Raw genomic sequence first — 23339 nt, 5'->3', positions numbered from 1 at the left:
AGGTCGGCCAGTCCGCGAGGCGGCCCTGGCTCGCCACGAGCGACGGCCCGAGGCGCTCGGGGCGGAGGGCCGGTCGGCCGAGCGCGAGCTCCTCGAGGAGCTCCGCCTCCACCCCCGGGCGGCAGGTCCAGACGAAGCGCCGTCCGAGGTCCGAGGACGGTCGCGGGCGCGGCACGAAGGGCAGGCCGGCCTCCGGCTTCTCCGTCGAGGGCGCGGCCTTCCGCGGCCCACCCGTGCGCGGCGGTTCCCGGAGCGCGCGGCCGCTCGTCGGGCGCTCGGTCCGCGTGGCGCGGCTGGCCTCGCTCTCGCCCCGGCGTCGGTCGCGACGACCCTCGCGCGGAGGCGCGGGGGCCTCGGCGCCTCGGTTGCGTCGCCCCGCGCGGCCTGCGCTGCGGCTCTTCGGGCGCTCGGTTCGTCCGCGTCGGCTCACGGCGCGCAGCCTGCCTCAAACAGTTCCGTTCGCCAAGCGGCCACGCGCGTCGGGCGGTCAGCCGACGAGCGGGGTTTCCGGAGGGACGGGCGGGAGGCGCTGGAGCCGGCGGCGGGCCTCGGCCACGCTCTGACCGACCACCTGCGCGTCGGTAGGCTCGGCGACCCGACGGAGGAGGCCGGCCAGCTCGCGCCCCATCTGGCGCGCCGAGGCGTAGCGGTCCTTCGGTTCGCGGGCGAGCGAGCGTTCCACGATCCGCGAGAAGGGGGGAGGCAGGTCCTTGCGCATCGACGAGAGGGCCGGGATCTCCGCGCGCCGCACGCCGAGCACCACCTCCACGTCGTCGGCTCCCTCGAAGAGCTTGCGCCCGACGAGCGTCTCCCAGAGCACCACGCCGACGCTGAAGAGGTCGCTCTGCACGCTCGCGGGGTGGCCGAAGGCCATCTCGGGGGCCATGTAGGAGAGCTTGCCCTTCAGGATGTCGGGGTGCGTGATGCGAGCCCGGTCCATGGCCCGCGCCAGGCCGAAGTCGGTGAGCTTCACCGCGCCGTGCAGGCCGAGCAGGATGTTCTGCGGGTTCACGTCCCGATGGAACACGGGCGCGGGTCGTCCCCGGCCGTCGATACGTTCGTGCGCCGCGCCGAGAGCGCGCAGGACCTCGATGGTGATCGCCGTCAGGATCGGCCAGGGGACGCGCAGCCCGCTCGCCTCGTAGGCGTAGAGGAAGCGGCGCATGTCCAGCCCCTCGACCCATTCCAGCACGAGGTAGTACATGCCCTGCTCGTCGCGGCCGAAGTCGTGGGTCTGCACGATGTTCGGGTGCGAGAGGTCGGCGCAGACGCGGGCCTCCTCGACGAAGAGGGTCACGAAGTCGCGGCTGCCGATGAGCGTCGAGAGGATGCGCTTGACCGCCACGGGTCGCCTGAAGCCCGCGGCGCCGAGCGTGACCGCACGCCACACCGTGGCCATGCCGCCCCGCCCGGCGAGCTCCAATAGCTCGTACTTGCCGGCAATGACCGCGCCGGGACGATCTCGTTCAACGTACATGCATGGGTCCGAAGGTCTAGCGTACCGGTGAGCCCCTTCACTGGCAAGGGAGGGCGCGCGACAGGGTCAACGGTCAGCGACGGCGGTGGTCGCTGCCGGTCAGCTCGGGGCCCGGGAGAGCGTCTCGTAGACGCGCAGCGTGCGCTCCACCCAGTGCTGCATCGTGTAGCCCTCGGCGATGCGCGCCGCGCCCGACCGGCCCATGCGCAAGGCCAGGTCCGGGTGCTCGATGAGATGACAGAGGCGGGCCGCGATCGTCTCGGGGTCCGAGGAGGGGACCACGTAGCCCGTCTCGCCCTCCTGCACCAGCTCGGGGCAGCCGCCCACGGCGGTGACGACGACGGGGCGCTCCATGACCATCGCCTCCATGAGCGCCTGGGGCAGCGCCTCCGTGCGGCTGGTCTGGGCCACCACGTCGAGCGCGCACAAGGCGTCCATCGCCTCCGCGCAGTAGCCCGCCCAGACGAGCTCCGTCGGACCGAGCTCGAGCTCCGCGGCGAGCTGCGCGAGCGCCTGACGCTCGGGGCCGTCCCCGAAGACGACTCCTACCGCCCGCGGGTGCCGGCGCCGCACGAGCGCGAAGGCGCGCAGGAAGAGGTCCACCCCCTTCTCGTGGCTCAGCCGGGTGAGCATGCCGATGACCGGCCGGTCCGCCGCGATGCCGAGCCGCTGCCGCAGGTCGGCCTGACCGACCTTGGCCTTGAGCGCCGGCACGTCCACGCCGCTCGGGATCAGCTTGATGCGCTGGGACTGGAACCCCATGCGGAGGATCATGCGCCGGTAGTGGTCGGCCAGGACGATCACCGCGTCCATGCGCTTGAGGGCCTGCACGTCGAGCCACTCGTAGAAACGGATCACGTAGTCGTCGCGCGGAAAGAGCCAGCCGTGGATCTCCCCCACCACGGGCACCTTGGCCAGGCGGCAGGCCAGCAGGCCGTAGACGTCTCCCTTGTAGCCGTGCGTGTGCACCACCTGCGGAGCCTCGCGTTCGATCGCCCGTCGCAGGTCGGTCACGGCACGCGTGGAGATCGCCTTGTCCACGGGGACGCGGACGACGGGGACCCCCATCTCCTCCAGCAGCTTGCCCATCAGGTCGCCCGCCTCGCCGAGGCGGGACTCCTGCAACATGAGGAAACGGGCGTCCACGCCGGCGAGTCGCAGCTTTTCGAGCTCCGCGAAGATCACGCGTTCGGCGCCGTAGACCTCCTCGGAACCCCGCATCAAGTGAAGGACGCGCATGGCGCGGACTCTACCTCCAGAGAAGGCCCCGCGTCGATCCCACCGCGCGCTCGTGGCAGCGTCCGCGGGCCGAGTCGCCCTGCCGTCGGCCGGAGCCCCGCTTGACAGCTTCGGGGCGGCCACGCTACCACCCTTGGGTGAGCGCGAACCAAGCCGAGACCTTGCGCCGCCTGGGGGCCGACGGATTCGAGGTGCGGAACCTCTTCGGCTTTCCGATCCTCGCGGTGACCATGGAGCAGGTGGCCGACGTGGCCGAACGGGCCATCCGCGAGCGGGTGCGCTTCATCACCGGCCAGATCAGCGGGCCGATGGTCGTGCGCATGCAGCGCGACGGGCAGCTCCGCGAGTCGGTGATGGGGGCCGACGTCTTCTTCGCCGACGGGGCGGGGATCGTCTTCGCCTCGCGCGTCCTCGGGCGTCCGCTTCCGGAGCGCGTGGCGGGCATCGACCTGATGTATCGCTTGATGGAGCGCGCCGACCGCCACGGCTACCGGGTCTACCTCTTCGGCGCCAAGCAGGAGGTGCTCGAGCGGGTGGTCGAGGCCTTCGGCGCGAAGTACCCCGGCGCGAAGCTCGTCGGGCACCAGCACGGCTACTTCTCCGCGGCCGAGGAGCGCGGGATCGCCGAGGCGATCCGCGACGCCAGGCCCGACATCCTGTTCGTGGCCATCACCACGCCCAAGAAGGAGAACTTCCTCGCTCGCTGGGCCGACCTGATGGCCGTGCCGGTGCTCCACGGCGTCGGAGGTTCCTTCGACGTGGTCGCCGGGATGGTCAAGCGCGCTCCCATGGTCTGGCAGAAGCTCGGCATGGAATGGGCCTATCGCATCGTTCAGGAGCCCAAGCGGAACTGGCGACGCGAGGGGATCTCCAACCTGCTGTTCGTGGGGTTGGTGGCGTGGGAGCTCGCTGCCGACCTGCTCAAGCCCGAGTGAGACCGCGCGTCTCGTTCGACCCAGGTCAACGACATGAGCGCTGAGCGTGTTCGCGTCCTCTCGATCTTCGGCACCCGCCCCGAGGCGATCAAGATGGCCCCGGTGGTCAAGGCGCTCGACCGGCGCCCCGAGGCCTTCGAGAGCCTCGTGTGCGTGACGACCCAGCACCGGGAGATGCTGCGGCAGGTGCTGTCGGTCTTCGAGATCCAGCCCCACCACGACCTGGACCTGATGAAGCCGAACCAGGACCTCTTCGACACCACCGTCGGCGTGCTCGAGGGGATGAAGGGCGTGCTCCGGCAGGTGCGGCCGCACGTCGCGCTCGTGCACGGGGACACGACGACCACCTTCGCGGCGTCGCTGGCCTGCTTCTACCTCGGAGTCCCCGTCGGGCACGTCGAGGCGGGGCTTCGCACCCAGGACAAGCGGCAGCCCTTCCCCGAGGAGATCAACCGGCGCCTCGCGGACGCGGTCTGCGACGTGCACTACGCGCCGACCGCGGACAACGCGCGCGCGCTGCTCGCCGAGGGGACCCCCGAGGGCGGCGTCGTCGTCACCGGAAACACCGTGATCGACGCGCTGCTGAGCGTGGTCCCCAAGGTGCGCGCGGCGCGCCCCGAGATCGCCGGGCTCGACGCGGTGGACTGGAGCAAGAAGACCATCCTCGTGACCTGCCACCGCCGCGAGTCCTTCGGCGAGCAGATCGAGGGGATCTTCCGGGCGCTCAGGACCATCGCGGAGCGGCTCCCCGAGGTGAACGTGGTCTACCCGGTCCACCGGAACCCGAACGTCCTCGGCCCGGCCACGCGCATCCTCTCCGGCCAGCCGCGCGTGCACCTCATCGAGCCGGTGGAGTATCTCCCGTTTGTCTGGCTCATGGACCGCGCGCACCTCGTCTTGACTGACTCGGGCGGGATCCAGGAGGAGGCGCCGTCGCTCGACAAGCCGGTGCTCGTGATGCGCAACAAGACCGAGCGCGGCGAGGCCGTGGCCACGGGGGCGGTGCGTCTGGTCGGGACGGCCCCCGGCCCGATCGTCGAGGCCGTCGAGCGGCTGGTCCGCGACCCCGCCGACTACGAGCGGATGGCCCGCGCGGAGAACCCCTACGGCGACGGCAAGGCCTCGGAGCGCATCGCCGACGACCTGGCGCGCCGCTTCGGAGGCGTGGGCGCACGATGAGCTTCCGCGTCCTCTTCACCTCGGACTACGAGATCCACGGCAGCGGGCGCGGCTCGGCCCGCGAGCTGATGGTCGAGCCCACCGATCGGATGCTCGACCAGTTCGACCGGTACGGCGCGAAGCTCACCATCCTGGCTGACGTGGCCGAGATCCTGAAGTTCAAGGAGTACGCCGAGCGCTACGGCCGCGACGACTTCGCCTATCAGGACATCGTGCGGCAGCTCCGCCGCGCCGTCGCCACGGGGCACGACGTGCAGCTCCACATGCACTCGTCGTACTTCAAGGCCACCTACGGCGAGGGCTACTGGCGCCAGAGCTACGACGAGTACGACCTGGCCAACCTCCCCTACGAGCGGCTCTCCGCGCTGATCAAGCTGGGGCGCGAGTTTCTCGAGGAGGCGCTCCGGCCCGTCCGGCCCTCGTACCGCTGCTTCGCCTTCCGCGCGGCAAACTGGTCGATGCACCCCTCCACGAACATCGTGCGCGCGCTGGTAGAGAACGGCATCACCATCGACACCTCGGTCTTCAAGTGGGGCAAGTACGATGAGCTGGTGAAGTTCGACTACACCGACGCTCACAGCGACCTCGTCCCGTGGCCCGTCGCGGCGCACGACGTCTGCCGGCGCGACCCGGCGGGAGAGCTCTTCGAGTTCCCGATCTACTGCGAGCAGAAGCCGATCTGGACCTTCCTCACGCCGAACCGCGTCTATCGCGTGGTGCAGCAGCGGCTGAATCCGCTGCCGGAGAACGCCGAGGAGCCGGCCCACGACGGGGGGGGCGGCGTCGCGGCGCTGCCGGGTAAGCTCGTCGGCGCGGCGGGGATGCTCCTGCGACGGCACGCCTGGAAGATGGACTTCAACCAGTGCACCGGCCGGCAGCTCGTCGACGGGCTGAAACGCGTGGAGCGGAAGTACGGCGGGCTTCCGTACGAGCTGCCCGTCGTGTTGATCGGGCACTCGAAGACCTTCACGCGTCACAACGAGCGCAGTCTGAAGCCCTTCCTCGAGTACGTGGCCGAGCGGGGCCCGCGCCTGCGCTTCGGCACCTTCGGGGATTTCGACCTGCGGGTCTTTCGCACCGTCTCCACCTGAACGCTGAAAGGAGCGGCAGATGAAGCTCTCCATCGTGACCTTGGCGCTCAATGAGGAGAAGAACCTGCCGCGCTGCCTCGGGGCCGTGCGCCGCCTCGATCCGAAGGGGTGGGAGATCGAGCACATCGTCTGCGACGGCGGGTCGAAGGACCGCACGGTGCAGCTCGCCGAGGAGCTCGGCGCGAAGGTGGTCCACGCGGAACCCGGCATACCGCGCCAGCGCAACGTGGGGGCCCGCGCCGCGACGGGCGAGGTGATCGCCCAGATCGACGCCGACGTGGAGGTCTTCCAGGGGTACATGGACGCGGTGCAGCGGCACTTCGGCGAGGGCAAGGACCTCGTGCTCGGCGGGAACAAGCGCCTGCCCCCGGACGCCTCGTGGGTGGCCAAGGCCTACGCCCTGAGCTGGGTCGGTGCGGCGACGGTCCTCGGCGAGGGGCCAGGCACGGCGGACGCGAGCTCCATCAGCTGCATGTGCATGACCACCACGCGGCGCGTCTACGACCTGGTCGGCTGGTTCCGCGAGGACCTCCTCGTCGAGGAGGACACGGCCTTCGTCTACGGCGCCGAGCAGGCCGGGGTGCCGGTGATCGTGGATCCGACGGTGGACTACATCCACCACGGCGAGCCGAAGTCCTTCAAGGACTTCGTCCGCAAGACGGCCTGGAACGCCGACTACACCTTCTGGTTCAAGCGGCTCAGGAGCGGCGACAAGACGGCCTGGCGCTCGTGGATGTACTGGTGGGGGCTGATGTTCACCGGCGCGCTCTTGCCGGGGCCGCTGCCCGCCGCCGGCCTCGTCCTGACCCGCGCGGCGGTGACGGCGACGAAGAACCGCACGCCGGAGTGGTTTCCGCAGCTCGTGGCGATGTATGCGGGCTACGGGGCGGGGCTGACGGCGGCCGTGATGGGGTACAGCAGGAACAAGCACAAGCGCTGGCGCTGACCGCAGCGCGCGCGAACGGACGCGAGAGCCGACGCAGGCGAAGCACGAGGAGAGAGCATGTCGAGTCTACGAGGGCACGGATGGTTCGGTTTGACGCTGCTGGCGCTGGTCGCCGCGGGCTGCGGGGGCAAGGCGAGCACCGCTGACGGCGGGGGCGTGCGTCGGGACGGCCGCGGAGACGGACCCGCCTGGCCCGACTACGGCCTGGAGGATGGCCGCCCACCGACGGGGGACGGCTCGCAGCGCGCCGACGGCGGCGCGGTGGGGGACTTCAAGACCCCGCCTCCGGGCACCTGGGTCCCGGTCAAGGCCGGCACCTTCAACATGGGGTCCCCGGCGGCCGAGCCCTGTCGCAGCACGGGAGAGACCGAGCACGGCGTGACGCTGACCCGCGGCTTCGAGATCGGCGCGACGGAGACGACGCAGGGTGAGTTTCAGGCCGCGATGGGCTACAACCCGTCGAACAACGCGGCCTGCGGCGCGAACTGCCCCGTCGAGAATCTGAACTGGCACCAGGCGGCGGCCTACTGCAACGCGCTGTCGGCGAAGAAGAGCCTGGGCGCCTGCTACACCTGCACCGGGACGCAGAGCGCGGCCAAGTGCCAGGTCGACGCGGCCTACGCCGCGAGTGGAAAGACGATCTACGACTGCCCGGGGTACCGGCTCCCGACGGAGGCCGAGTGGGAGTACGCCTGTCGGGCGGGAGCGACCACGGCGCTCTACAACGGCGCGCTCGACGGGGCGAAGTGCAAGGGTGACGACGCGAACGCGTCGGCGATCGCCTGGTACGACGTGACGGCGCAGGGCAAGACTCAGCCGGTCGGGAAGAAGCAGCCGAACGCGCTCGGCCTCTTCGACATGTCGGGCAATATCCAGGAGTGGGTGCACGACGTGTATCAGCAGGACCTGGGCGCGGGCGCGGCGACGGACCCGGTGATCGCGACGGCGGGCAAGACCCAGGGGGTGATCCGCGGGGGCAGTGCCTACCACGACCCCGAGCGTCTGCGCTGCGCGTTCCGCGTGGGGCAGACCTTCGCCAACGCCGGGACCTCCCTCGGCGTGCGCTGCGTGCGCACGACCCCGTGACCCCGACCTCGGATAGAGGCCCCGCTTCGTAGGGGCCCCGCTTCGTAGGGGCCCGCTTTCCCCACCGCCCCGTCGCAGTTCGTGCGCCACGGGCACGAGGTCGAGGTACACTAGGCCCGATGGGCGAGTCCTCCGAGACCGGTCAGCGCACCTATCGACCGGGAGAGCAGAGCGCCGCGCGCGCCGGAGTCGAGGCGGTGCTCTGGGTCGTGCATCCGCCCGAGGTCGCGGGCCCGATTCCTCTCGAGGAGCCGCGGACCGTCCTCGGGCGGATCGTCGACGGAGAAGCGCACCCGCGCCTCGGCCACCGAACCGTCTCGAGGCGGCACCTCGCCGTGGAATGGGTGGCGGGGCGCGGCGAGCATACGGCCGAAGATCTGGGCAGCAGCAACGGGAGCTGGGTCGACGGCCGTCGCCTCCAGGGGAGCCCGCGGCCGCTCGTGAACGGATCCGTCCTGCGGCTCGGGGATGTGATCCTGGTCTACGAGCAGGGGCTGGCGCTGCCCCCCGAGCCCGATGGGGTCGGTCGCGAGGCCGTGCCGGGGCTCTCCCGCGCGGCACGCTCCCTGCGGGCGGCGGTCGCGCGGCTAGCGTCGCAGCCGGCGCCGGTCCTGCTCGTAGGAGAGGCGGGCGTGGGCAAGGAGACGATCGCCCGCGAGCTGCACCGAATGACCGGCCGAGCGGGGCCGCTCGTAGCCGTGAGCTGCACCGAGCTAGAGGGGGGGCCCGCCGAGCATCAGCTCTTCGGCACCGACGCTGCGGGGGCGGAGGGGACGGAGCCGGCCCCGCAGGGGTTCGTGCGTGCGGCGACGGGCGGGACGCTCTTCCTCGACGAGGTGGGCGCCCTTTCCCTCGCGCTCCAGGAGAGGCTCCTGCACCTGCTGCAGGAGCGCGAGGGCGGCGAGGCGGGAGGATCGGAGCCGCAGCCGGACCTGCACCTCGTGACGACCACGCAGCGCGACCTGGGGCGCGAGGTGGATCGCCAGACCTTCAATCGGGAGCTCCACGCGCTGCTCTCGCTCTGGGAGCTTCGCGTGCCCTCCCTCGTCGACCGGCGCGCCGACCTCCTGGACTGGTACGCGCGTCTCTACCGCCGATGGGCCGCCAAGCGCCGGCTAGCGGAGAGCCAGCCGGTGCCCGAGCTCGAGACCGCCGCGGCCGAGGCCTTGCTGCTCGCCGCCTGGCCGGACAACCTGCGTGGGCTGGACCGGGTCGTCCACCGTCTGGCCGTGGGTCGCTTGCGCCCGCAGCCGGTGACGCTGCAGGAGCTCGAGCCGCTGCTCCCGGTGGTGAAGCGCGTCGACCATTCGGACGAGCCCGCCCCCACCATGCGCCTGCCCATCATCGCGGATCACGACGAGTCCGATTCCGACTGAGCGGGGCTCACACCACCTTCTTTTGATTGAAGACCACGCCCGCCACCCGGTGACCCTCGAGCTGGCGCAGCGCGCTGGCGACCCCCGTCAGGGTGGAACGCTTGCGCCCCGCGACGAGCACGGTCCCCTCGGCCAGCTGCTGCAGCGCTACCGCGTCCGAGGCCTCGGCCATCGGTCGCGAGTCGAGCACGATCACGTCGAAGATCTCCTTCAGCCCCTTGACCATCTCGCCGAAGGCCGGGGAGGTGAGCATCGGGAGCATGGGCTTGCGGACCGAGCTCGCGGGGATCACGCTGAGCGTCTCCGCCAGCTTGTAGATCGTCCAGAACTCCGTGGTCCCGGCCATGCGCCCCTCGAGTTGCTCGTAGAGGCCCACTCCGTCGTCGGTACGGAACCCGAGCATCCGCGTGAGCGTGGCGTCTCCGCCGCAGGTGTCGATGAGCAGCGTGCGACGGCGCGATTCGGCGAGCGCCAGGGCGAGATTGGCCGCCACGATGGTTCGGCCCACTCGCGGCTCCCAGCTGCAGACGACGACCACGCGACACGGAGGGTCTCGCACCTCCTGAAGCCGGCTGGCGAGGAGGCGCATCTGGTCCGCGCCGTCCGAGCGTGGGGCGGTGGCCAGGAAGAGCCCGGCCGCGGTCGGGGGGGTGGCCACCACGCTGCGCACGCGCAGCGGGATCGACTCGTCCTCGTCGAGGAGGTTGTGCAGCACCATCGACTGCACGGAGGACTGGACGATGGCCGTTGGCGCGGGTCCGCCGGGGAGCGCCAGGAGCCCGCCGTCGCCGATCATGCTCTCCTGGGCCGTGTGCATGCCCGTCAGCCCCGAAGAGCGCGGCCGCACCCCGAGTTCGAGCTCCTTCTCTTCCCTCGACCATCCGAGGAGCTCCGCGTTTCCCGACGGGCTGTCGCGCACCGCGGCGGCCACCTCGGCCTTCCCCTGCGCGGGGAGCCGGGCCAGGAGCTGGAGGTGCAAGAGGGAAGGTACGTCGTCGACGGCGAAGAGGCGCTTGTCCAGGCTGCCGAGCGCGAGCGCGAGCCCGATGCCGAGCAGCAGCGAGGTAAGGACGCCCGCGGCGAGCACCATCCAGCCCTTCACTCCTTTGGGGGAGGTCGGCACGTCGGCCTGCTCGACGACAGCGGCCAGCTTCTCGGTCTTGTAGGCGCCGAGGGCGAACGCGGCAGCCGCGGCGAGGCGATCGAGACCTTCGAAGCGCTGGAGCTGCAGGCGCTGCTCGCGCGACATCTCGCCCCACTGCGCCTCGAGGCGCGGGAGCTTCTTCTGCGAGGCCTGCTTGCTCCCCACGCGGGACTTCAGCCGCTTGTCGAGCTCGCGCAGGCGGGCCTGCACGCGCAGCGCGTAGGCCGACGCTCCGGTGACCTGGCCTGGCTTGGCCTGGGCCACCTGATCCTCGAGCTCCTTGATGCGCCGCTGCACCTGCTTCACGGAGGGGTGGTCGTCGCCGAGCCCTTCGGCCTTGAAGCCGCTGAGCTGCACGCGCGCGCGCTGGAGCTCCCGCATGGCCGAACCCGCGACGGAGGTGGGGGCGTTGTCGTCGTGCGACAGATTTCGCAGCTCGGCCTGCAGGCGGGTGCGCTCGTCGAGCAGGCTCTTGAGCGCCGGGTCCTTGTTCCCGAGCACCATCCCCGCGCGGTCGAGCAGCCGGCGGTTCGCCTGGACCCGCATGCGGTCGGGGCCGGTCGTGGCGAGCCGGCGGTCGCTGTCGAGAGTGCGCACGAGCAGGTCGGGGTTCGCGCGGAGGAAGCCGAGCATCTTGTCTTCGATGCGTTCGAGGTCCTTCGACGCCTTCTGCGCCTGCCCGCGGGTGAACTTCGACAGCGTCTCGGCGCGCTCGCGCATCATGGCCGTGTGCTGCCGGATCGCCGAATCGGTCATCCAGGCCACGAACGCCTGCGCCTGCTCGGGGGAGTGGGCGCGTCCGGTCGCGCGATACATGGTGTCGGTCTGCGGCACGATGTTGGCGTACTTGCGCAGGTACTTGATGAGCTCGAGCTGGTTCGTCTCGCTCGGGTTGCCGAAGGCGTCCGGCCGCGCGCGCACGAGCTGCTGCAACGATGCGTCGCTCGTCACCTGCTCGAGGAGCACCTGCGCCAGGGGCGACGGCTCGGGGGGCTCCTCCTGCGGAATGGTGACCGAGGCGTCGAGCTGCGGGGCTTGCACCTTCAAGGTGAGGCGGAAGGTGGACTCGGAGTGATATTCGGGCCGGAAACGGTGTTTCACGGCGACGGCGCCGGCCGTGCCGAGGCCGAGCACGACCAGCACGAGGTACCAGCGGCGCGCGAAGTGCCGGATCGCCTCGTTCAAGGTGAAGGGGCGACTCGTGGCGACTCTAGCGGCGGAAGCGGCCATGACGTTTCGTTTCCGGGCGACGCGGCTCGACCAGGCGGCCGTCTATCTGCGTAGTACGCGGCAACTACATAGTACGCGCGAGGCTACCATACTTCGGCGATCAGCCGCTCGTCCGTGGGCCGCGGCGTGAAGATGTACGCCGCACCCGCCAGGCCGCTCAACCAGACGCCGTTCCTGGGGCACTCCGGCGTGCCGCAGATGTCGGGTCGCGACAGGTTCTGCACGCCGACGCTCGCGGCCAGCCCGCCGAAGACCCGCCATCCACGGCTCACGGCGTAGATCAGCTGGCCTCGGAGTCGCAGGGCATGGAGCGTGTTCGCCTCGCCGGCGGCGAAGTAGTGCGTGCCGAAGCGCGACAGCTCGTAGGCCGCCTCCGCGAACCCTCGCCAGGGGCTGTTCCCCGCCTGCCGGACCCAGCGCCCCCGGAGCTGCACGATGCGCTCCGGAAATCCCCCGACGTAGTTGTTCTCCTGGATCGTCGAGCTCGCCATGAGGTGGAGCGCGTCGAGCCGGTTGGCCCAGCTCGCCTCGAGCTCGACGAGGGGCTCGACCGGCCAGAGCGGGCCATCGGGCTGGTTCAGCACGCGCCCCACGCCAGCGCGTGCGGCGAGAGAGAAGCGCTCCCGCCGGGAGTAACGGTAGCCCGCCATCGCCCCCACGAGGACCGAGGTGGGCGGGACGGAGGCCTTGCGGTTCGGCGTCGCCGGCCGGTAGCCCACGCCGACGTCCATCACGCGGGCGAGCGCGCGCACCGAGCCCTCGTGCGCCTCGTTGAAGGAATGCTCCCACTCCGCGGTGAGGTGCGTCCCCGCGCTGACCCACACGTCGTTGTCGGTGATCGTGGCGCGATCGCGAAACCACGCGAAGAGGTGGGTGCCGAGGCGGAGGAGCAGCGCGTCGTGCTCTGCCAGACGGGCTAGCGCCTCGACGGTCGGGTCCAGGACCAGCGAGAGGTTGGTGGTCAAGCTCCCCGGAATGGCCACCCCCGCCTCCCCGATGGAGAGCGGCTCGAGCTCGGCGAAGAGGGTCCCGGCGAGCTGCAGCCGTCGGAGGACGCGCCAGGTCTGCGCGCTGTGGACGCGCGCTACCGGGGCGCGGAAGTCCGCGTTGTTCGCGGCGAGGATGGCTCCCGCGAAGACGGCGTTCGCCGATTCGAAGCTCGGGCGCGCGTACTGGTGGCCGAAGAGCCCGGCCACCTCGAAGCGGGCGTCGTGGGCGCTCGGCTCGGCCCAGATGTTCGAGCCCTGCTTCCCCGAGTAGACGTAGGCCACCGAGGCGCGGCCTCCGCCGACGACGGTGTTGCGCGCACCGGCGCGAGTCGGAAGCAGCAGGCCGGCGAGGCCGGCGACGACGAGGACCACGCGCAGCATGGCCGACCCTTGTAGCACGAACGGGCGTCGACGGTGCAACGTCACCCCGCCGGGCTACGCCGCGGGCTTTTCGGGGCGGCCGTCGACCGCGAGCTCCCCGGTGGGCTTCTTGGTGGGGGTCACGAGCGGCTTGTACCTGTGCCCGATGACGCGCGCGGGGTTGCCCATCACGAGGACGCTCTCTTTCACGGGGCGAGTCACCACCGATCCGACCCCCACGATGGTGTTGTCGCCGATGCTGGCTGCCACGAGCGCCTTCTCGCCGATCCACGTGTTGCTGCCGATGTGAACCGGCTCGGGAGCTCCGGCCTGATCCATCATCGGGGTGGTGGGATCGGCGGTCCCGTGCTGGTGCAGCCCGTCCAGGATACTGACGAAGCTGGCCAGCATCACGTTGTTCCCCATCGTGCAGGGGCCGACGACGCAGTAGGCACCGATCGTCACGTAGTCGCCGACGGAGGTGTCGGGGCTCACGAAGTACGAGCCGTACTCGACCTTGAGGTTTCGCCCGCAGCGGCGCAGGGTGTGCGAGTAGAACGCGCCGCGGAGCTGCCGGCCGAGTGTCCCCGGGATCATGGAGAGCGCGGTGGAGTAGAGGTAGAAGTCGAACTTGGGCGTCAGGCGCTGTCGCACCTTCACGGCGGCCACGAGTGGCGAAACGGCCGCGCTCCCCGCCCAGTACGCGCCGAGCTTCAGGACCTCTTTCAATGACAGAAGCTCCGGATTCATCCCTCCCCTTCCTTTCTCGAGTCGCCAGCGCCCGTCAAGATAGCGTAGCCGGCGGGAAAACGGCGCGTCAACTCGCGCGCCGGATGCGTGTGCCGGACGCGCGCGCGCCGGACACGCGTGCGGCGGTCACACGCGCGCCGGGCCCCGACGTCCGCGCCGACCTCCCGTCATGCCGCTTTTCGCTCGGGCCTCGGTCGAGTATTCTGCCGCCATGGGACTGGGTCTGAAGCCGTGGATCGGTCGCGCGAGCTACCGACTGAACTGTCTCGCTGCGAAGGTCTTCGAGCAGCGGCGCTACCCGCTGGTGATCACCTACCATCGCATCGGCCGGCGCGAGCAGCTCTGGCCCGACCTGATCGAGATCGCCGAGGCGAATCTCGACCAATTCGAGCGCCAGATGGAGTGGCTGGTCCGCTACACCGAGCCCGTCTCGATGGCCGAGTACCGTGAGATCGTCTCGGGGACGCGCCCTTCTCCGAGCCGCGCGGTGCTCGTCACCTTCGACGACGGGTACCGCGAGGACCTCCTGCGAACGGTTCCGGTGCTCGAGCGGACCGGCATTCGACCGACGGTCTTTCTCCCCACGGCGTTCGTGGGCACGGACGTCCGCTTCTGGTGGGATCGGATCGGGACCTGTGTGCAGACGGCGGTGCTTCCCCGTCTGCGGCTCGCCTACCCCGAGCGCGTCGATCTGCCGCTTCAGACCCCGGCGGAGCGAGACGTCGCGATGCGACGCCTGATCGAGCTGGCGAAGACGCTCTCGCGCGACGGGCGGGAGGAGATGCTCGTGGCCCTCGAGACGAGCCTCGAGCTCCCGTCCACCGCGACCCTCGACCGCCGACGGGTGCTGGACTGGGACGAGGTGCGCGAGCTGCGGCGGGTGTTCGACTACGGCGCGCACACGCACACCCACGCCCGGCTCTCCACGCTCGCCGCGGACGAGCTGCGCGACGAGCTCGGCCGGTGCAAGCAGATCGTCGAGCGAGAGCTCGGCGAGCCCTGTCGCTCCATCGCGATCCCCTACGGGGGCGAGAGCGACTACACCGACGAGGCGGTGCGCGTGGCCGGCGAAGTGGGGTTCGAGCTCGTGTTCTCGATGCACGATTCGCTTCGCCCTCCCAAGCCCTTCAACGGCGCTCTGCTCGTGGACCGTGTCACGCTCGATCCGCGCCTCGACGTGCCGGGGCTGGCGGCCAAGCTGACCTGGCCCCAGCTCTTCGTGCCCGACTGGACCGGGAGGGCGCGTCGCGGACTCGGCCGCCTCTGGCCCGGACTGTAGGCGAGACGGCGGGGACACGGGAGACGACCCGGCGTGCGCGCGCAGCCCATGCGGCCGGTCCACGAGCTGATGGCCCAGGCCGTGCGGCGCCGGTACTTCCCCTCCGCGGTGCTGCTCGTGGCGACCGACGGCCAGCCCGTCCTCTATCAGGCCTACGGCGACTGCGACCTGGACACCGTCTTCGACCTTGCGTCGCTGACGAAGCCCCTCGCCCTCGGCGCGGTCGTGATGCGCCTCGTGGCGGAGGGTAAGCTCGCCTACGGCGCGCGGCTCGCCTCCCTCGTGCCCGAGCTCGCCGGGTGCGAGGTCGGGGGCGTGCGGGTCTCGCAGCTCCTCGCGCACGGAAGCGGACTGCCGGCCTGGCGCCCCTACTTCGAACGTACCTCGGGGATCCCGGTCGCGAAGCGGCGCGACGCCATCCGGCGCTGGGTCGCCGAGGAGCCGCTCGAGCATCCCCCGGGAAGCCAGGCGGTCTACAGCGACCTGGGCTACATCCTCCTCGATTGGGCGGTGGAGCGCAGCGCCGGGGCGAGGCTGCACGACCTCGCGCGACGGATGGTCTACGAGCCTCTCGAGCTGAGCCGGACCGGGTTCGTGGACCTCCTGCGGCCGGGGGCGAGGCAGGCGCTCCGACAGCGCCCGGGCTGGACCTTCGCCGCGACCGAGCTGCTCGCCGGTCGACGGCAGCGCCTCGTGGCCGAGGTGCACGACGACAACTGCCGCGCGATGGGTGGCGTGAGCGGCCACGCGGGGCTCTTCTCGACCGCGCACGACGTGCACCTGCTCGTGCGCGAGCTCGTCGCCGCGTACCACGGCGGTCGCTCTCTCTTCGCCCCGAAGGTCGTCCGCCAGGCCTGGCGTCGCTCCCCCGTGCCGGGGTCCTCCTGGGCCCTCGGCTGGGACACGCCGTCGGGGGAGACCCCGAGCTGCGGGAGGTACTTCGGCACGGGCGCCGTCGGGCACCTCGGCTTCACCGGGACCTCCGTCTGGCTCGACCCCGCGAGACGTCTCTGGGTCATCCTCCTGACCAACCGGGTCTACTTCGGCCGCGAGCCGAACCCCATGCGCCTCTTCCGTCCGCAACTGCACGACCGGGTCATGCGCGCCCTCATGGGACGCGCGGTCTGAGCCCCGCGCGCGGGGGCCCCGCCCTCGACGGTCGTCGCGTTGACACTCCTTCTAGGCCCACGGTACTGTGCCGCCTCGGATCGAGAGCCAAAGGAATGGCGAGGAGCGCACCGCTGCAAGTCACCGTCCGTCTCGACCTCCTCTCGGGTCCGTCGACGGGGCAGCGCTGCTATCGACTCACGGAGCGGGTCGAGCTCCCGCCGCGGCTCCTCTTCGCGCGCGACCTTCCGATCGAGGGAGAGGGCGTGGCCGAACTGAGCTTCGCCTTGCCGGACGGGACGCCGATCGCGACGCGGGGAAGGCTGTACTACGACCCCGAGCGCCCGCAGGCGGGGAGCGAGGCAGAGCTCGTCGCGCTCACCGCCGACCAGATCTTGGCCCTGCAGACCTACGTGGAAGAGAGGCAATCATCGTGACTCAGAGAACCGACCGCGTGACCGAGCCCGTGGCCTATCTCGAGCAGCTCAACGCTCGAGCTCTCGAGGGGGGCGGGGCCGCGCGCATTGCCAAACAGCACGAGGCGGGAAAGCTCACGGCGCGCGAGCGGGTGGAGGCCCTCCTCGATCCCGGCACCTTCGTCGAGCTCGACCGGCTCGCGCTGCACCGCTGCACCGACTTCGGCATGGCCGAGCAGCGCGTCCTCGGCGACGGCGTGGTCACAGGCTACGGCGAGGTGCGGGGTCGCCTGACGTATGTTTTCGCGCAGGACTTCACCGTCTTCGGCGGGAGCTTGGGTCTCGCGCACGCGGCGAAGATCTGCAAGGTCATGGACCTCGCGGCGAAGGTCGGCGCTCCCGTGGTGGGACTCAACGATTCGGGCGGGGCGCGCATCCAGGAGGGGGTGGAGTCTCTCGGCGGCTACGCGGAGATCTTCCTGCGCAACACCCTCTTCTCGGGGGTCATTCCGCAGGTCTCGGCGATCCTCGGTCCCTGCGCCGGCGGCGCCGTCTACTCGCCGGCGTTGACCGACTTCATCCTGATGGTGGACGAGACGAGCTACATGTTCATCACCGGGCCCGACGTGATCAAGGCCGTGACGCACGAGGAGGTGACGAAGAACGCGCTCGGCGGGGCGGCGACGCACAACGCCAAGTCCGGCGTGGCGCACTTCGCCTTCCCCGACGAGCCCGCGCTCATCCGCGGCATCCGCGAGCTGCTCTCGTTCCTCCCGCAGAACAACATGGAGGACCCGCCCGAGCAGCCGACGGAAGATCCGGCGACCCGCGTGGACGAGGCCCTGGACACGCTCGTGCCGCGCGAGGCGACCAAGCCCTACGACATCAAGGACCTGATCAAGGTGGTGGTCGATGACCACTACTTCCTCGAGGTGCAGCCGCAGTTCGCGGGGAACATCGTGATCGGGTTTGCCCGACTCGCGGGACGCTCCGTCGGGATCGTGGCCAATCAGCCGGCGGTCCTCGCCGGGTGCCTGGACATCAACGCGTCGATCAAGGCGGCGCGGTTCGTGCGGTTTTGCGACTGCTTCAACATCCCGCTCGTGACGCTGGTGGACGTCCCCGGCTTCCTTCCCGGGACCGACCAGGAGTACGGCGGCATCATCAAGCACGGGGCGAAGCTCCTCTACGCCTTCGCCGAGGCCACGGTGCCAAAGGTCACGCTCATCACGCGCAAGGCCTACGGCGGCGCCTACGACGTGATGGCGTCCAAGCACATTCGCGCGGACATCAACTTCGCCTACCCGACCGCCGAGATCGCGGTGATGGGCCCCGACGGGGCGGTCAACATCCTCTTTCGCAAGGAGCTCGCCGAGGCGGAGAACCCGGACGCCGCGCGGAAGGAGCAGATCGACTACTACCGGCGCACCTTCGCGAACCCCTACAAGGCGGCGGAGCTCGGCTACATCGACGAGGTGATCCTCCCTCGCGAGACCCGCGGCCGGCTGATCGCCGCGCTTCGCATGCTGCGCAACAAGCGGCAGGACAACCCGCCTCGCAAGCACGGCAACATCCCGCTCTGAACACGGCCACCTTGGCCGCGATCCCGCGTCGCGGCCGCGACGCGAAAAGCGCTTCCTTCCGGTACGCCGCGCCTGCCTTCCCTCAGGGCGCAGCCTGCGCGAAGCCGATCGTCCCGAGCTGCCCGATGGGAGTGGGCTGGTCGGGGGAGCCGCTCCCCGTGGACCAGCGGAGGGTCGTGGGGACCGCCTGTCCTGGGTCCTCGTCGTAGAGCACGAGGTCGAAGCCGATGCGGTCCTGGTGCTGCAGACCGGCGCGGCCGAGGGCCGAAAGCTTGAGCCATCCCTCGACGGTCCATCCGGCGCCATTCGGCAGTAGCGCGAAGGCCACGGCGATGTCGCTCGCCGTGAGGCCCTGGCCCCTGCGGGCCACGACTGCGCTGGCCTGGATCTCCAGCCAGAAATCGCCCTTGCCGTAGTCTCCGCCGTCTTTCGTCCCGTCGAGGCCGATCGCCAGCCGGTCGGGGCGCTCGGTCCCCGCGCATCGTCCGGCGGGCTGTCCGGCGCGCAGGGCGGGGCAGTCGTCGAGCACGCGGAGCGCGAAATGCAGCCGGTCCGCCTCCCACGCCAGAAAGAGCTCGGCCCGCAGGTCCGACAGCGGCGCCGGATCGCCGGCCGCCAGCATCGTGCCATCCAGGATCAGCGACGGGGAGCTGCGCCATTCGTTGAGCGAGCCGTCGGGCGTCGGGCTGCGCGTGTGGGCGCTCGGCTGAGGGAGCGCCACGGCCACCTGTGGCGTCGAGAAAGGGATCAGCTCCTCGAGGTCCTCGCCGCTCGTGAAGTCGATCACGCGGGTCTCGCCGCGCGCGACCAACTGAGTCCCGCGAAGGCCGCTTATCTGAACGCGGCGTCCGGGGGTGGGTGCGAGCTGGCTCAGCTCGGCGCCGAGCTTGTTCGCCGGCACGACCACCTGCTCGATCGCCCCGAGCGTGGTGTTGAAGATCTGTACGCGGTACTGGTCGAGCCCTGCGAAGGGGTCCTCGCACCCCGCTCCGACGAGCCGCAAGGTGAGCGTGCCATCCCCGCCGCAGCCGAGGAGCGCCGCTACGACGGTCAGACCGAGGGAGATTTGGAGCTGCCGCACCCGGATCGCCCGGGGGCTCGTCGCGCGGGACATGCACGAAGTATACGCCGGTCGTTGCGGGGAGCTGAAGCGCTTCGCTACAATGGGCGTCCGTGCCCAAGCTCAGAGACCTCGCGAATCGAGACCGCCGCTCGGGCAGCGTTCGCCCCGGGGCGATGCGGGCGCGAGGGTTCGCCGGCCCGCGCTGGGCCGCGCTCGTCGCGTTCGTTCCATGCGTGCTCGCCACGGTGGGGGCGACGGCGGCGCCGGGGACGCGGGTGCACCTCCTCGAGGTCGCTCACGGCGAGCTGCCCCTTTCCGTGCGGCGACAGGTCCTGGCGGCCCTCGCCACGGGTCTCGCGACGCGTGGGGCGTGGCAGGTGGGTCAGGAGCCGCTCGTGGATCGCGCGCCGGTCGCCCCGCGGCTGCAAGCGCTCCTGGCGAAGGCCAAGGCGGCCTCGGCGGAGTTCCGTGAGGCGGAGGCGCTGCGCCTGCTCCAGGATGCGGATCGGCTCTTTCGAGAGGCGTACGGTCCGCAGACGAGTGTGGAGCCCCTCGTCGAGGTGCTGCTCGCCCTGGCGAAGCTCGAGGCCGAGACGGGTCATCCCGAGCGGGGGGGCTGGGCGCTCACGCGCGTGGCGGTGCTCGACCCCGCGCGGAGCCTCGACCCGGGGCGCTACGCCCCCGTGGTGGTCCAGATGTTCGACCGCCTGCGCGCGCGCGTGGCCAAGGAAACGGGCACGCTCGTCGCACGCAGCACCCCCGAGGGCCAGCCGATCTGGATCGACGGACGGTACCGCGGACAGGCTCCGGTCACGGCCACCGTCACGGCGGGCGAGCACTTCGTGGCGGTGGGTGCGTTCGGCGGCACCGCCGGTCGCGCGGTCACCGTGTCCGCCGGCGGACGCGCAGACGTCCTGCTCTCGCCCCCTGCGCCGTCGGGCGGCGGCGACGCCACGCTGAAGGCCATCGGCCGGCGCCTGGGCGCGTCCTGGGTCGTGGCCGTGGCGCTCCAGTCTCGCGAAGAGGGGTGGCAGATCACCGCGCGTCCGGTCGCCGCCGACGGCAGCGCGGAGGCGCAGGTGCTCCGCTCCCGCATCGTCGGGGAAGATCGGCTCTCCTGGGCCGCCGGAGAGCTCTCGGGCGCCCTGGCCTTCGCCCTGCAACGCTCGCTCGCCTCCCCGGGTCCGCCGGAAGGCGACCGGCTCCGCCGCCGTCGTCCGTTCTGGGCCACCTGGTGGTTCTGGACCGGAGTAGCCGTTGCCGCAGGGGGGGCCGCCGCGGCGAGCGCCGTGGTCCTGACGCGACCCGAACCCGTCGTCCACCTGCGCCTCGCCCGGTGAAGCTCGTCCTCCGCCCCACGATCCGTCCCGTCGAGGCGCGTCGCTGCTGACGGGGCCGCGCCGGGCCTTGACCTACTGCAGCGTCACGAAGCGGCGCACGGTCTCGCCTGGCTCCACGTGAATGCTCACGCGCTTGCGGAGCTTCAAGGCCGGATTCACGAGTTCCACCTCGTGCGTGCCAGCCGGCAGGCTGAAGGGCGTGGCCGAGGTGGTACGCCCCGTCTCCTTGCCGTCCACGACGATGTAGGCCCAGGGTTCGGACTTCAGGATCACGCGCCCCGCGCCCGCAGGTTTGGGCTCGGCCCCCCCCGGATCGACGGCCTCCGGCTTCGCCGGCCGCGGCAGAGTGGACCCACGCGACGGACGCGCCGCGGCGATCGGGCGCACGGCGGCGATCGGGCGCCGCGCTCCGGGCCGCTTGCGTGGCGCGGACTTCAGCGCGACCACGGCCCCCTCGGTGGAAGGCCGCGTGGGCGCCGTGCGTGTCGGGACTGCGGGTGCACCCGTGGCAGGAGCGCTGCCGTTCTCGGCGAGCAGCGTGCCCTTGCCGGAGGGGCGACCGCGACGCGTTGCCGGGGAGGCGCTCGGGCCGCCTGACCGGGCGTCCGCTTCCTCCCGAGGGGGCGCGCTGGCTCGGGCGGCGGCGACGTCCGGTGCGGCCGCGGCCGCGTCTGGTGCGGGGGCCTTCGCGGGGCCTAGTGCCTTCGTCGGGCCCAGGGCCTGCGTCACGGCGGGCGGCGCGGCGTCGGGCTCCTCGGCCACAGCGCCGGGTTGCTGCACTGACGTTACCAGCCGCGTACGCGCGTCGCCCTCCAGGAGTCGATGGACGAGCGCGTACGCTCCCAGCGTGCCGACGGCCAGCCCGAGCGGCGCGACGACGAGCCACGCGCGGAGCCCTCGTCGAGGCACGGCCTCCGAGGAGGTGCGCATCGGCTGCACGAAGGGTGTGGCCACGGGGGCCGCGGCCGACATGGGGAGCGGCACCGCCTCGTCGGGGAGCGGGAGCGGTTTCGTCGCCGCTCGAGGGGGAAGAATGCGCAGCGCCGATTCGCCGACGGGCCCAGCGGGTGTCGCGGCCGGCGTCGAGGCGTCCTCCGTGTCGACCGATGGAGAGCTCGGCCACACGATCCCCGCGTCGCTCGTCGTCGGTGGTTCTTCGGCGGCATCCGGCGGGAGCGGCGGGATCATCGCCAGCTCGTCGGTCTCGAAGGGCGGGAGCTCGTCTCGCAGGTGGTCCGGCAGGTCCGTCTCGGCCGTGATGTCCTCGGGCAACGGGGGCATGCCCGTCATCTGCTTCACGAGTTCGAGGTCGACCGGCACGCTCGGCGGTCGGTACGCGCCGAGGGGTCCCCCGGAGTGCTGCGGTCCGCGCATCTCCGTCGGCTCGTCCTCGTCGTCCATGCGGTCCAGCACCTCTGCGGCGTGGCGGACCGGGTCGGCCGTCGCAACCGTGGCGACGCTGGCCTCTCCAGGCGCAGCGCGGAGGTGCTCCTCGTCCACGACGTCCTCGTCGGTCACCTCCACGACGCTGTGGCGGTTCGGCACGGTGGGCACGCTGGCGAGGCCCCCCGGCCGCTTGCCGGCCCCTAGCTCCCGCGCCAGGGCGTGCCCTTCGCCTCCCTTGCCGCCCCCTTTGCCGCGCTCGTGCTCCGCTCCGCGCAGCCGCGCGAGGAGCGTGGGAGAGGGGATGCCCGGATTAGTCACCGCATCGTTGAGTCTCCGGCCAGGGTCCGCGGACCGGAGATTCGCCGTGCGCGGCAGATCGAAGCCCGCGACGGTGTTGAGCGCGAACGCGACCTGCGACACCGTGGGCAGGCTCGCCTGGGACGCCCCGAAGAGCCGCACCAGCAGCGACGCGAGGTCGGTGGGTCCTACCAGCGTCGTGGCCGAGCGCATGCGATAGGCACGTAGCGCGGCGCCCAGGTCTGCCACGGCCTGGTAGCGTCGGGCGGCCTCGGGCTCGAGCGCCCGTAGCAGGATGCCCTCCAGCTCGGGGGCGATCCCTGGCGCGATGGACGAGGGCAGCGGGATCTTGGCCGAGCGGACCGCCTGGAGCATCTCGAGCTCGGTGCTGGCCTGGAAGACGCGGCGGCCGACGACGAGCTCGAAGAGCACCGCCCCCAGGGAGAAGATGTCGCTTCGGTGGTCTACCCCCTTGCCGCGCGCCTGCTCGGGGGACATGTACGCGACCTTGCCCTTGAGCGACCCGACCTGGGAGACGTCCCGGCCGTAGCGCGCGACTCCGAAATCGGTGAGCTTCACCTCTCCGGCGTAGGAGATGAGGATGTTCGACGGCGACACGTCCCGGTGGATGAGGTTCAGGGTCCGTCCCTGGGCGTCGGCGAGCCGATGCGCGTGGTGCAGGGCGTCGCACACCTCCGTGGCGATGTAGAGCGCCATGTCCTGACTGAGCGGCTGGCGCATTCTCGCCGCGTGATCCATCGCGGTGCGCAGGTCCCGGCCGTCCACGAACTCCATGACGATGAAGTACTCGCCGTCGTCGTTCTGGCCGAGGTCGAGGATCTGGACGATGTTCCGGTGGTGCAGTCGGGCCGTGATCTTCGCCTCGCGGATCAGCAGGTCCACGTAGCGCGCGTCGCTGCTGTATCGGGCGTGGACCTTCTTGATCACCACGGGGCGTTCGAAGCCCTCCACGCCGCGCGCCAGGCCGCGGTAGATCTCCGCCATCCCTCCTTCTGCGATGCGCTCGAAGACCTGATACTGGCCGTACATGCCGTCGACGATCTTA

Annotated in this window: 18 protein-coding genes; 11 read left to right on the top strand and 7 right to left on the bottom strand. The window is 71.2% G+C overall.

What is annotated here, in order from left to right:
• Positions 1-487: 487 nt before the first annotated feature.
• Positions 488-1477, bottom strand: coding sequence for a serine/threonine protein kinase (locus IT371_10710; protein ID MCC6748121.1), 990 nt, complete (start codon positions 1475-1477; stop codon positions 488-490).
• A gap of 99 nt (positions 1478-1576) precedes the next feature.
• On the bottom strand, positions 1577-2716 hold the full coding sequence (locus IT371_10705) for a glycosyltransferase (protein ID MCC6748120.1): 1140 nt from the start codon (positions 2714-2716) through the stop codon (positions 1577-1579).
• A 137-nt stretch (positions 2717-2853) separates the two neighbouring features.
• Between IT371_10705 and IT371_10700 the strand changes: the two genes are divergently transcribed.
• From IT371_10700 to IT371_10675, 6 genes are all read left to right on the top strand, one after another.
• Positions 2854-3651 carry a WecB/TagA/CpsF family glycosyltransferase gene (locus tag IT371_10700; GenBank protein ID MCC6748119.1) on the top strand — a complete coding sequence of 266 codons (798 nt, stop codon included), beginning with the start codon at positions 2854-2856 and terminating at the stop codon, positions 3649-3651.
• Between the two features lie 33 nt (positions 3652-3684).
• Positions 3685-4830 carry a UDP-N-acetylglucosamine 2-epimerase (non-hydrolyzing) gene (gene wecB, locus IT371_10695; protein ID MCC6748118.1) on the top strand — a complete coding sequence of 382 codons (1146 nt, stop codon included), beginning with the start codon at positions 3685-3687 and terminating at the stop codon, positions 4828-4830.
• Positions 4827-5921 (top strand): hypothetical protein, encoded by a 1095-nt coding sequence (locus IT371_10690; protein MCC6748117.1) that lies wholly within the window; start codon positions 4827-4829, stop codon positions 5919-5921. The genes wecB and IT371_10690 overlap by 4 nt, the downstream gene beginning before the upstream one ends.
• 19 nt (positions 5922-5940) lie before the next feature.
• Positions 5941-6867, top strand: coding sequence for a glycosyltransferase (locus IT371_10685; GenBank protein ID MCC6748116.1), 927 nt, complete (start codon positions 5941-5943; stop codon positions 6865-6867).
• Between the two features lie 57 nt (positions 6868-6924).
• On the top strand, positions 6925-7953 hold the full coding sequence (locus IT371_10680) for a formylglycine-generating enzyme family protein (GenBank protein ID MCC6748115.1): 1029 nt from the start codon (positions 6925-6927) through the stop codon (positions 7951-7953).
• Between the two features lie 119 nt (positions 7954-8072).
• Positions 8073-9329, top strand: coding sequence for a sigma 54-interacting transcriptional regulator (locus IT371_10675; GenBank protein ID MCC6748114.1), 1257 nt, complete (start codon positions 8073-8075; stop codon positions 9327-9329).
• Between the two features lie 7 nt (positions 9330-9336).
• Here the strand turns inward: IT371_10675 and IT371_10670 are convergent, their stop codons facing one another.
• From IT371_10670 to IT371_10660, 3 genes are all read right to left on the bottom strand, one after another.
• Positions 9337-11703, bottom strand: a complete 2367-nt coding sequence (locus IT371_10670) for a hypothetical protein (protein ID MCC6748113.1) — start codon at positions 11701-11703, stop codon at positions 9337-9339.
• 83 nt (positions 11704-11786) lie between these two features.
• Positions 11787-13073 carry a hypothetical protein gene (locus IT371_10665; protein ID MCC6748112.1) on the bottom strand — a complete coding sequence of 429 codons (1287 nt, stop codon included), beginning with the start codon at positions 13071-13073 and terminating at the stop codon, positions 11787-11789.
• 54 nt (positions 13074-13127) lie between these two features.
• Positions 13128-13802, bottom strand: coding sequence for an acyltransferase (locus IT371_10660; protein ID MCC6748111.1), 675 nt, complete (start codon positions 13800-13802; stop codon positions 13128-13130).
• Positions 13803-14013: 211 nt separating this feature from the next.
• On the opposite strand from IT371_10660, the gene IT371_10655 reads away from it, so the two are divergent.
• The 4 genes from IT371_10655 to IT371_10640 all read left to right on the top strand — a co-directional run bounded on the left by IT371_10655 (position 14014) and on the right by IT371_10640 (position 18187).
• The gene (locus IT371_10655) at positions 14014-15081 is read left to right on the top strand and encodes a polysaccharide deacetylase family protein (protein ID MCC6748110.1); all 1068 of its coding nucleotides are present in this window, start codon (positions 14014-14016) and stop codon (positions 15079-15081) included.
• A 33-nt stretch (positions 15082-15114) separates the two neighbouring features.
• Positions 15115-16209: a serine hydrolase gene (locus tag IT371_10650; GenBank protein MCC6748109.1), complete on the top strand. Its 1095-nt coding sequence runs from the start codon at positions 15115-15117 to the stop codon at positions 16207-16209.
• A 95-nt stretch (positions 16210-16304) separates the two neighbouring features.
• Positions 16305-16625 (top strand): hypothetical protein, encoded by a 321-nt coding sequence (locus IT371_10645; GenBank protein ID MCC6748108.1) that lies wholly within the window; start codon positions 16305-16307, stop codon positions 16623-16625.
• A 17-nt stretch (positions 16626-16642) separates the two neighbouring features.
• Complete coding sequence (locus IT371_10640; GenBank protein ID MCC6748107.1) at positions 16643-18187, top strand: acyl-CoA carboxylase subunit beta; 1545 nt, start codon at positions 16643-16645, stop codon at positions 18185-18187.
• A gap of 82 nt (positions 18188-18269) precedes the next feature.
• Here the strand turns inward: IT371_10640 and IT371_10635 are convergent, their stop codons facing one another.
• Complete coding sequence (locus IT371_10635) at positions 18270-19301, bottom strand: hypothetical protein (GenBank protein MCC6748106.1); 1032 nt, start codon at positions 19299-19301, stop codon at positions 18270-18272.
• 59 nt (positions 19302-19360) lie between these two features.
• Between IT371_10635 and IT371_10630 the strand changes: the two genes are divergently transcribed.
• The gene (locus IT371_10630) at positions 19361-20590 is read left to right on the top strand and encodes a PEGA domain-containing protein (protein ID MCC6748105.1); all 1230 of its coding nucleotides are present in this window, start codon (positions 19361-19363) and stop codon (positions 20588-20590) included.
• 72 nt (positions 20591-20662) lie between these two features.
• Here the strand turns inward: IT371_10630 and IT371_10625 are convergent, their stop codons facing one another.
• A complete protein-coding gene (locus tag IT371_10625; GenBank protein ID MCC6748104.1) occupies positions 20663-23323 on the bottom strand; it encodes a protein kinase in 2661 nt (886 codons plus the stop codon).
• Between the last annotated feature and the right edge of the window lie 16 nt (positions 23324-23339).

This window comes from Deltaproteobacteria bacterium, from assembly GCA_020848905.1.
Taxonomy (GTDB): Bacteria; Myxococcota_A; Polyangia.
This window is presented reverse-complemented; position numbering and strand designations above follow the sequence as displayed.

What these genes read in the sequence shown, in the direction of transcription:
- IT371_10710 (MCC6748121.1), bottom strand. Translation starts at nt 1,477, where the DNA reads ATGTACGTTGAACGAGATCGTCCCGGCGCGGTCATTGCCGGCAAGTAC.
- IT371_10705 (MCC6748120.1), bottom strand. Translation starts at nt 2,716, where the DNA reads ATGCGCGTCCTTCACTTGATGCGGGGTTCCGAGGAGGTCTACGGCGCC.
- wecB (MCC6748118.1), top strand. Translation starts at nt 3,685, where the DNA reads ATGAGCGCTGAGCGTGTTCGCGTCCTCTCGATCTTCGGCACCCGCCCC.
- IT371_10690 (MCC6748117.1), top strand. Translation starts at nt 4,827, where the DNA reads ATGAGCTTCCGCGTCCTCTTCACCTCGGACTACGAGATCCACGGCAGC.
- IT371_10685 (MCC6748116.1), top strand. Translation starts at nt 5,941, where the DNA reads ATGAAGCTCTCCATCGTGACCTTGGCGCTCAATGAGGAGAAGAACCTG.
- IT371_10680 (MCC6748115.1), top strand. Translation starts at nt 6,925, where the DNA reads ATGTCGAGTCTACGAGGGCACGGATGGTTCGGTTTGACGCTGCTGGCG.
- IT371_10675 (MCC6748114.1), top strand. Translation starts at nt 8,073, where the DNA reads ATGGGCGAGTCCTCCGAGACCGGTCAGCGCACCTATCGACCGGGAGAG.
- IT371_10670 (MCC6748113.1), bottom strand. Translation starts at nt 11,703, where the DNA reads ATGGCCGCTTCCGCCGCTAGAGTCGCCACGAGTCGCCCCTTCACCTTG.
- IT371_10665 (MCC6748112.1), bottom strand. Translation starts at nt 13,073, where the DNA reads ATGCTGCGCGTGGTCCTCGTCGTCGCCGGCCTCGCCGGCCTGCTGCTT.
- IT371_10660 (MCC6748111.1), bottom strand. Translation starts at nt 13,802, where the DNA reads ATGAATCCGGAGCTTCTGTCATTGAAAGAGGTCCTGAAGCTCGGCGCG.
- IT371_10655 (MCC6748110.1), top strand. Translation starts at nt 14,014, where the DNA reads ATGGGACTGGGTCTGAAGCCGTGGATCGGTCGCGCGAGCTACCGACTG.
- IT371_10645 (MCC6748108.1), top strand. Translation starts at nt 16,305, where the DNA reads ATGGCGAGGAGCGCACCGCTGCAAGTCACCGTCCGTCTCGACCTCCTC.
- IT371_10635 (MCC6748106.1), bottom strand. Translation starts at nt 19,301, where the DNA reads ATGTCCCGCGCGACGAGCCCCCGGGCGATCCGGGTGCGGCAGCTCCAA.
- IT371_10625 (MCC6748104.1), bottom strand. Translation starts at nt 23,323, where the DNA reads ATGTACGGCCAGTATCAGGTCTTCGAGCGCATCGCAGAAGGAGGGATG.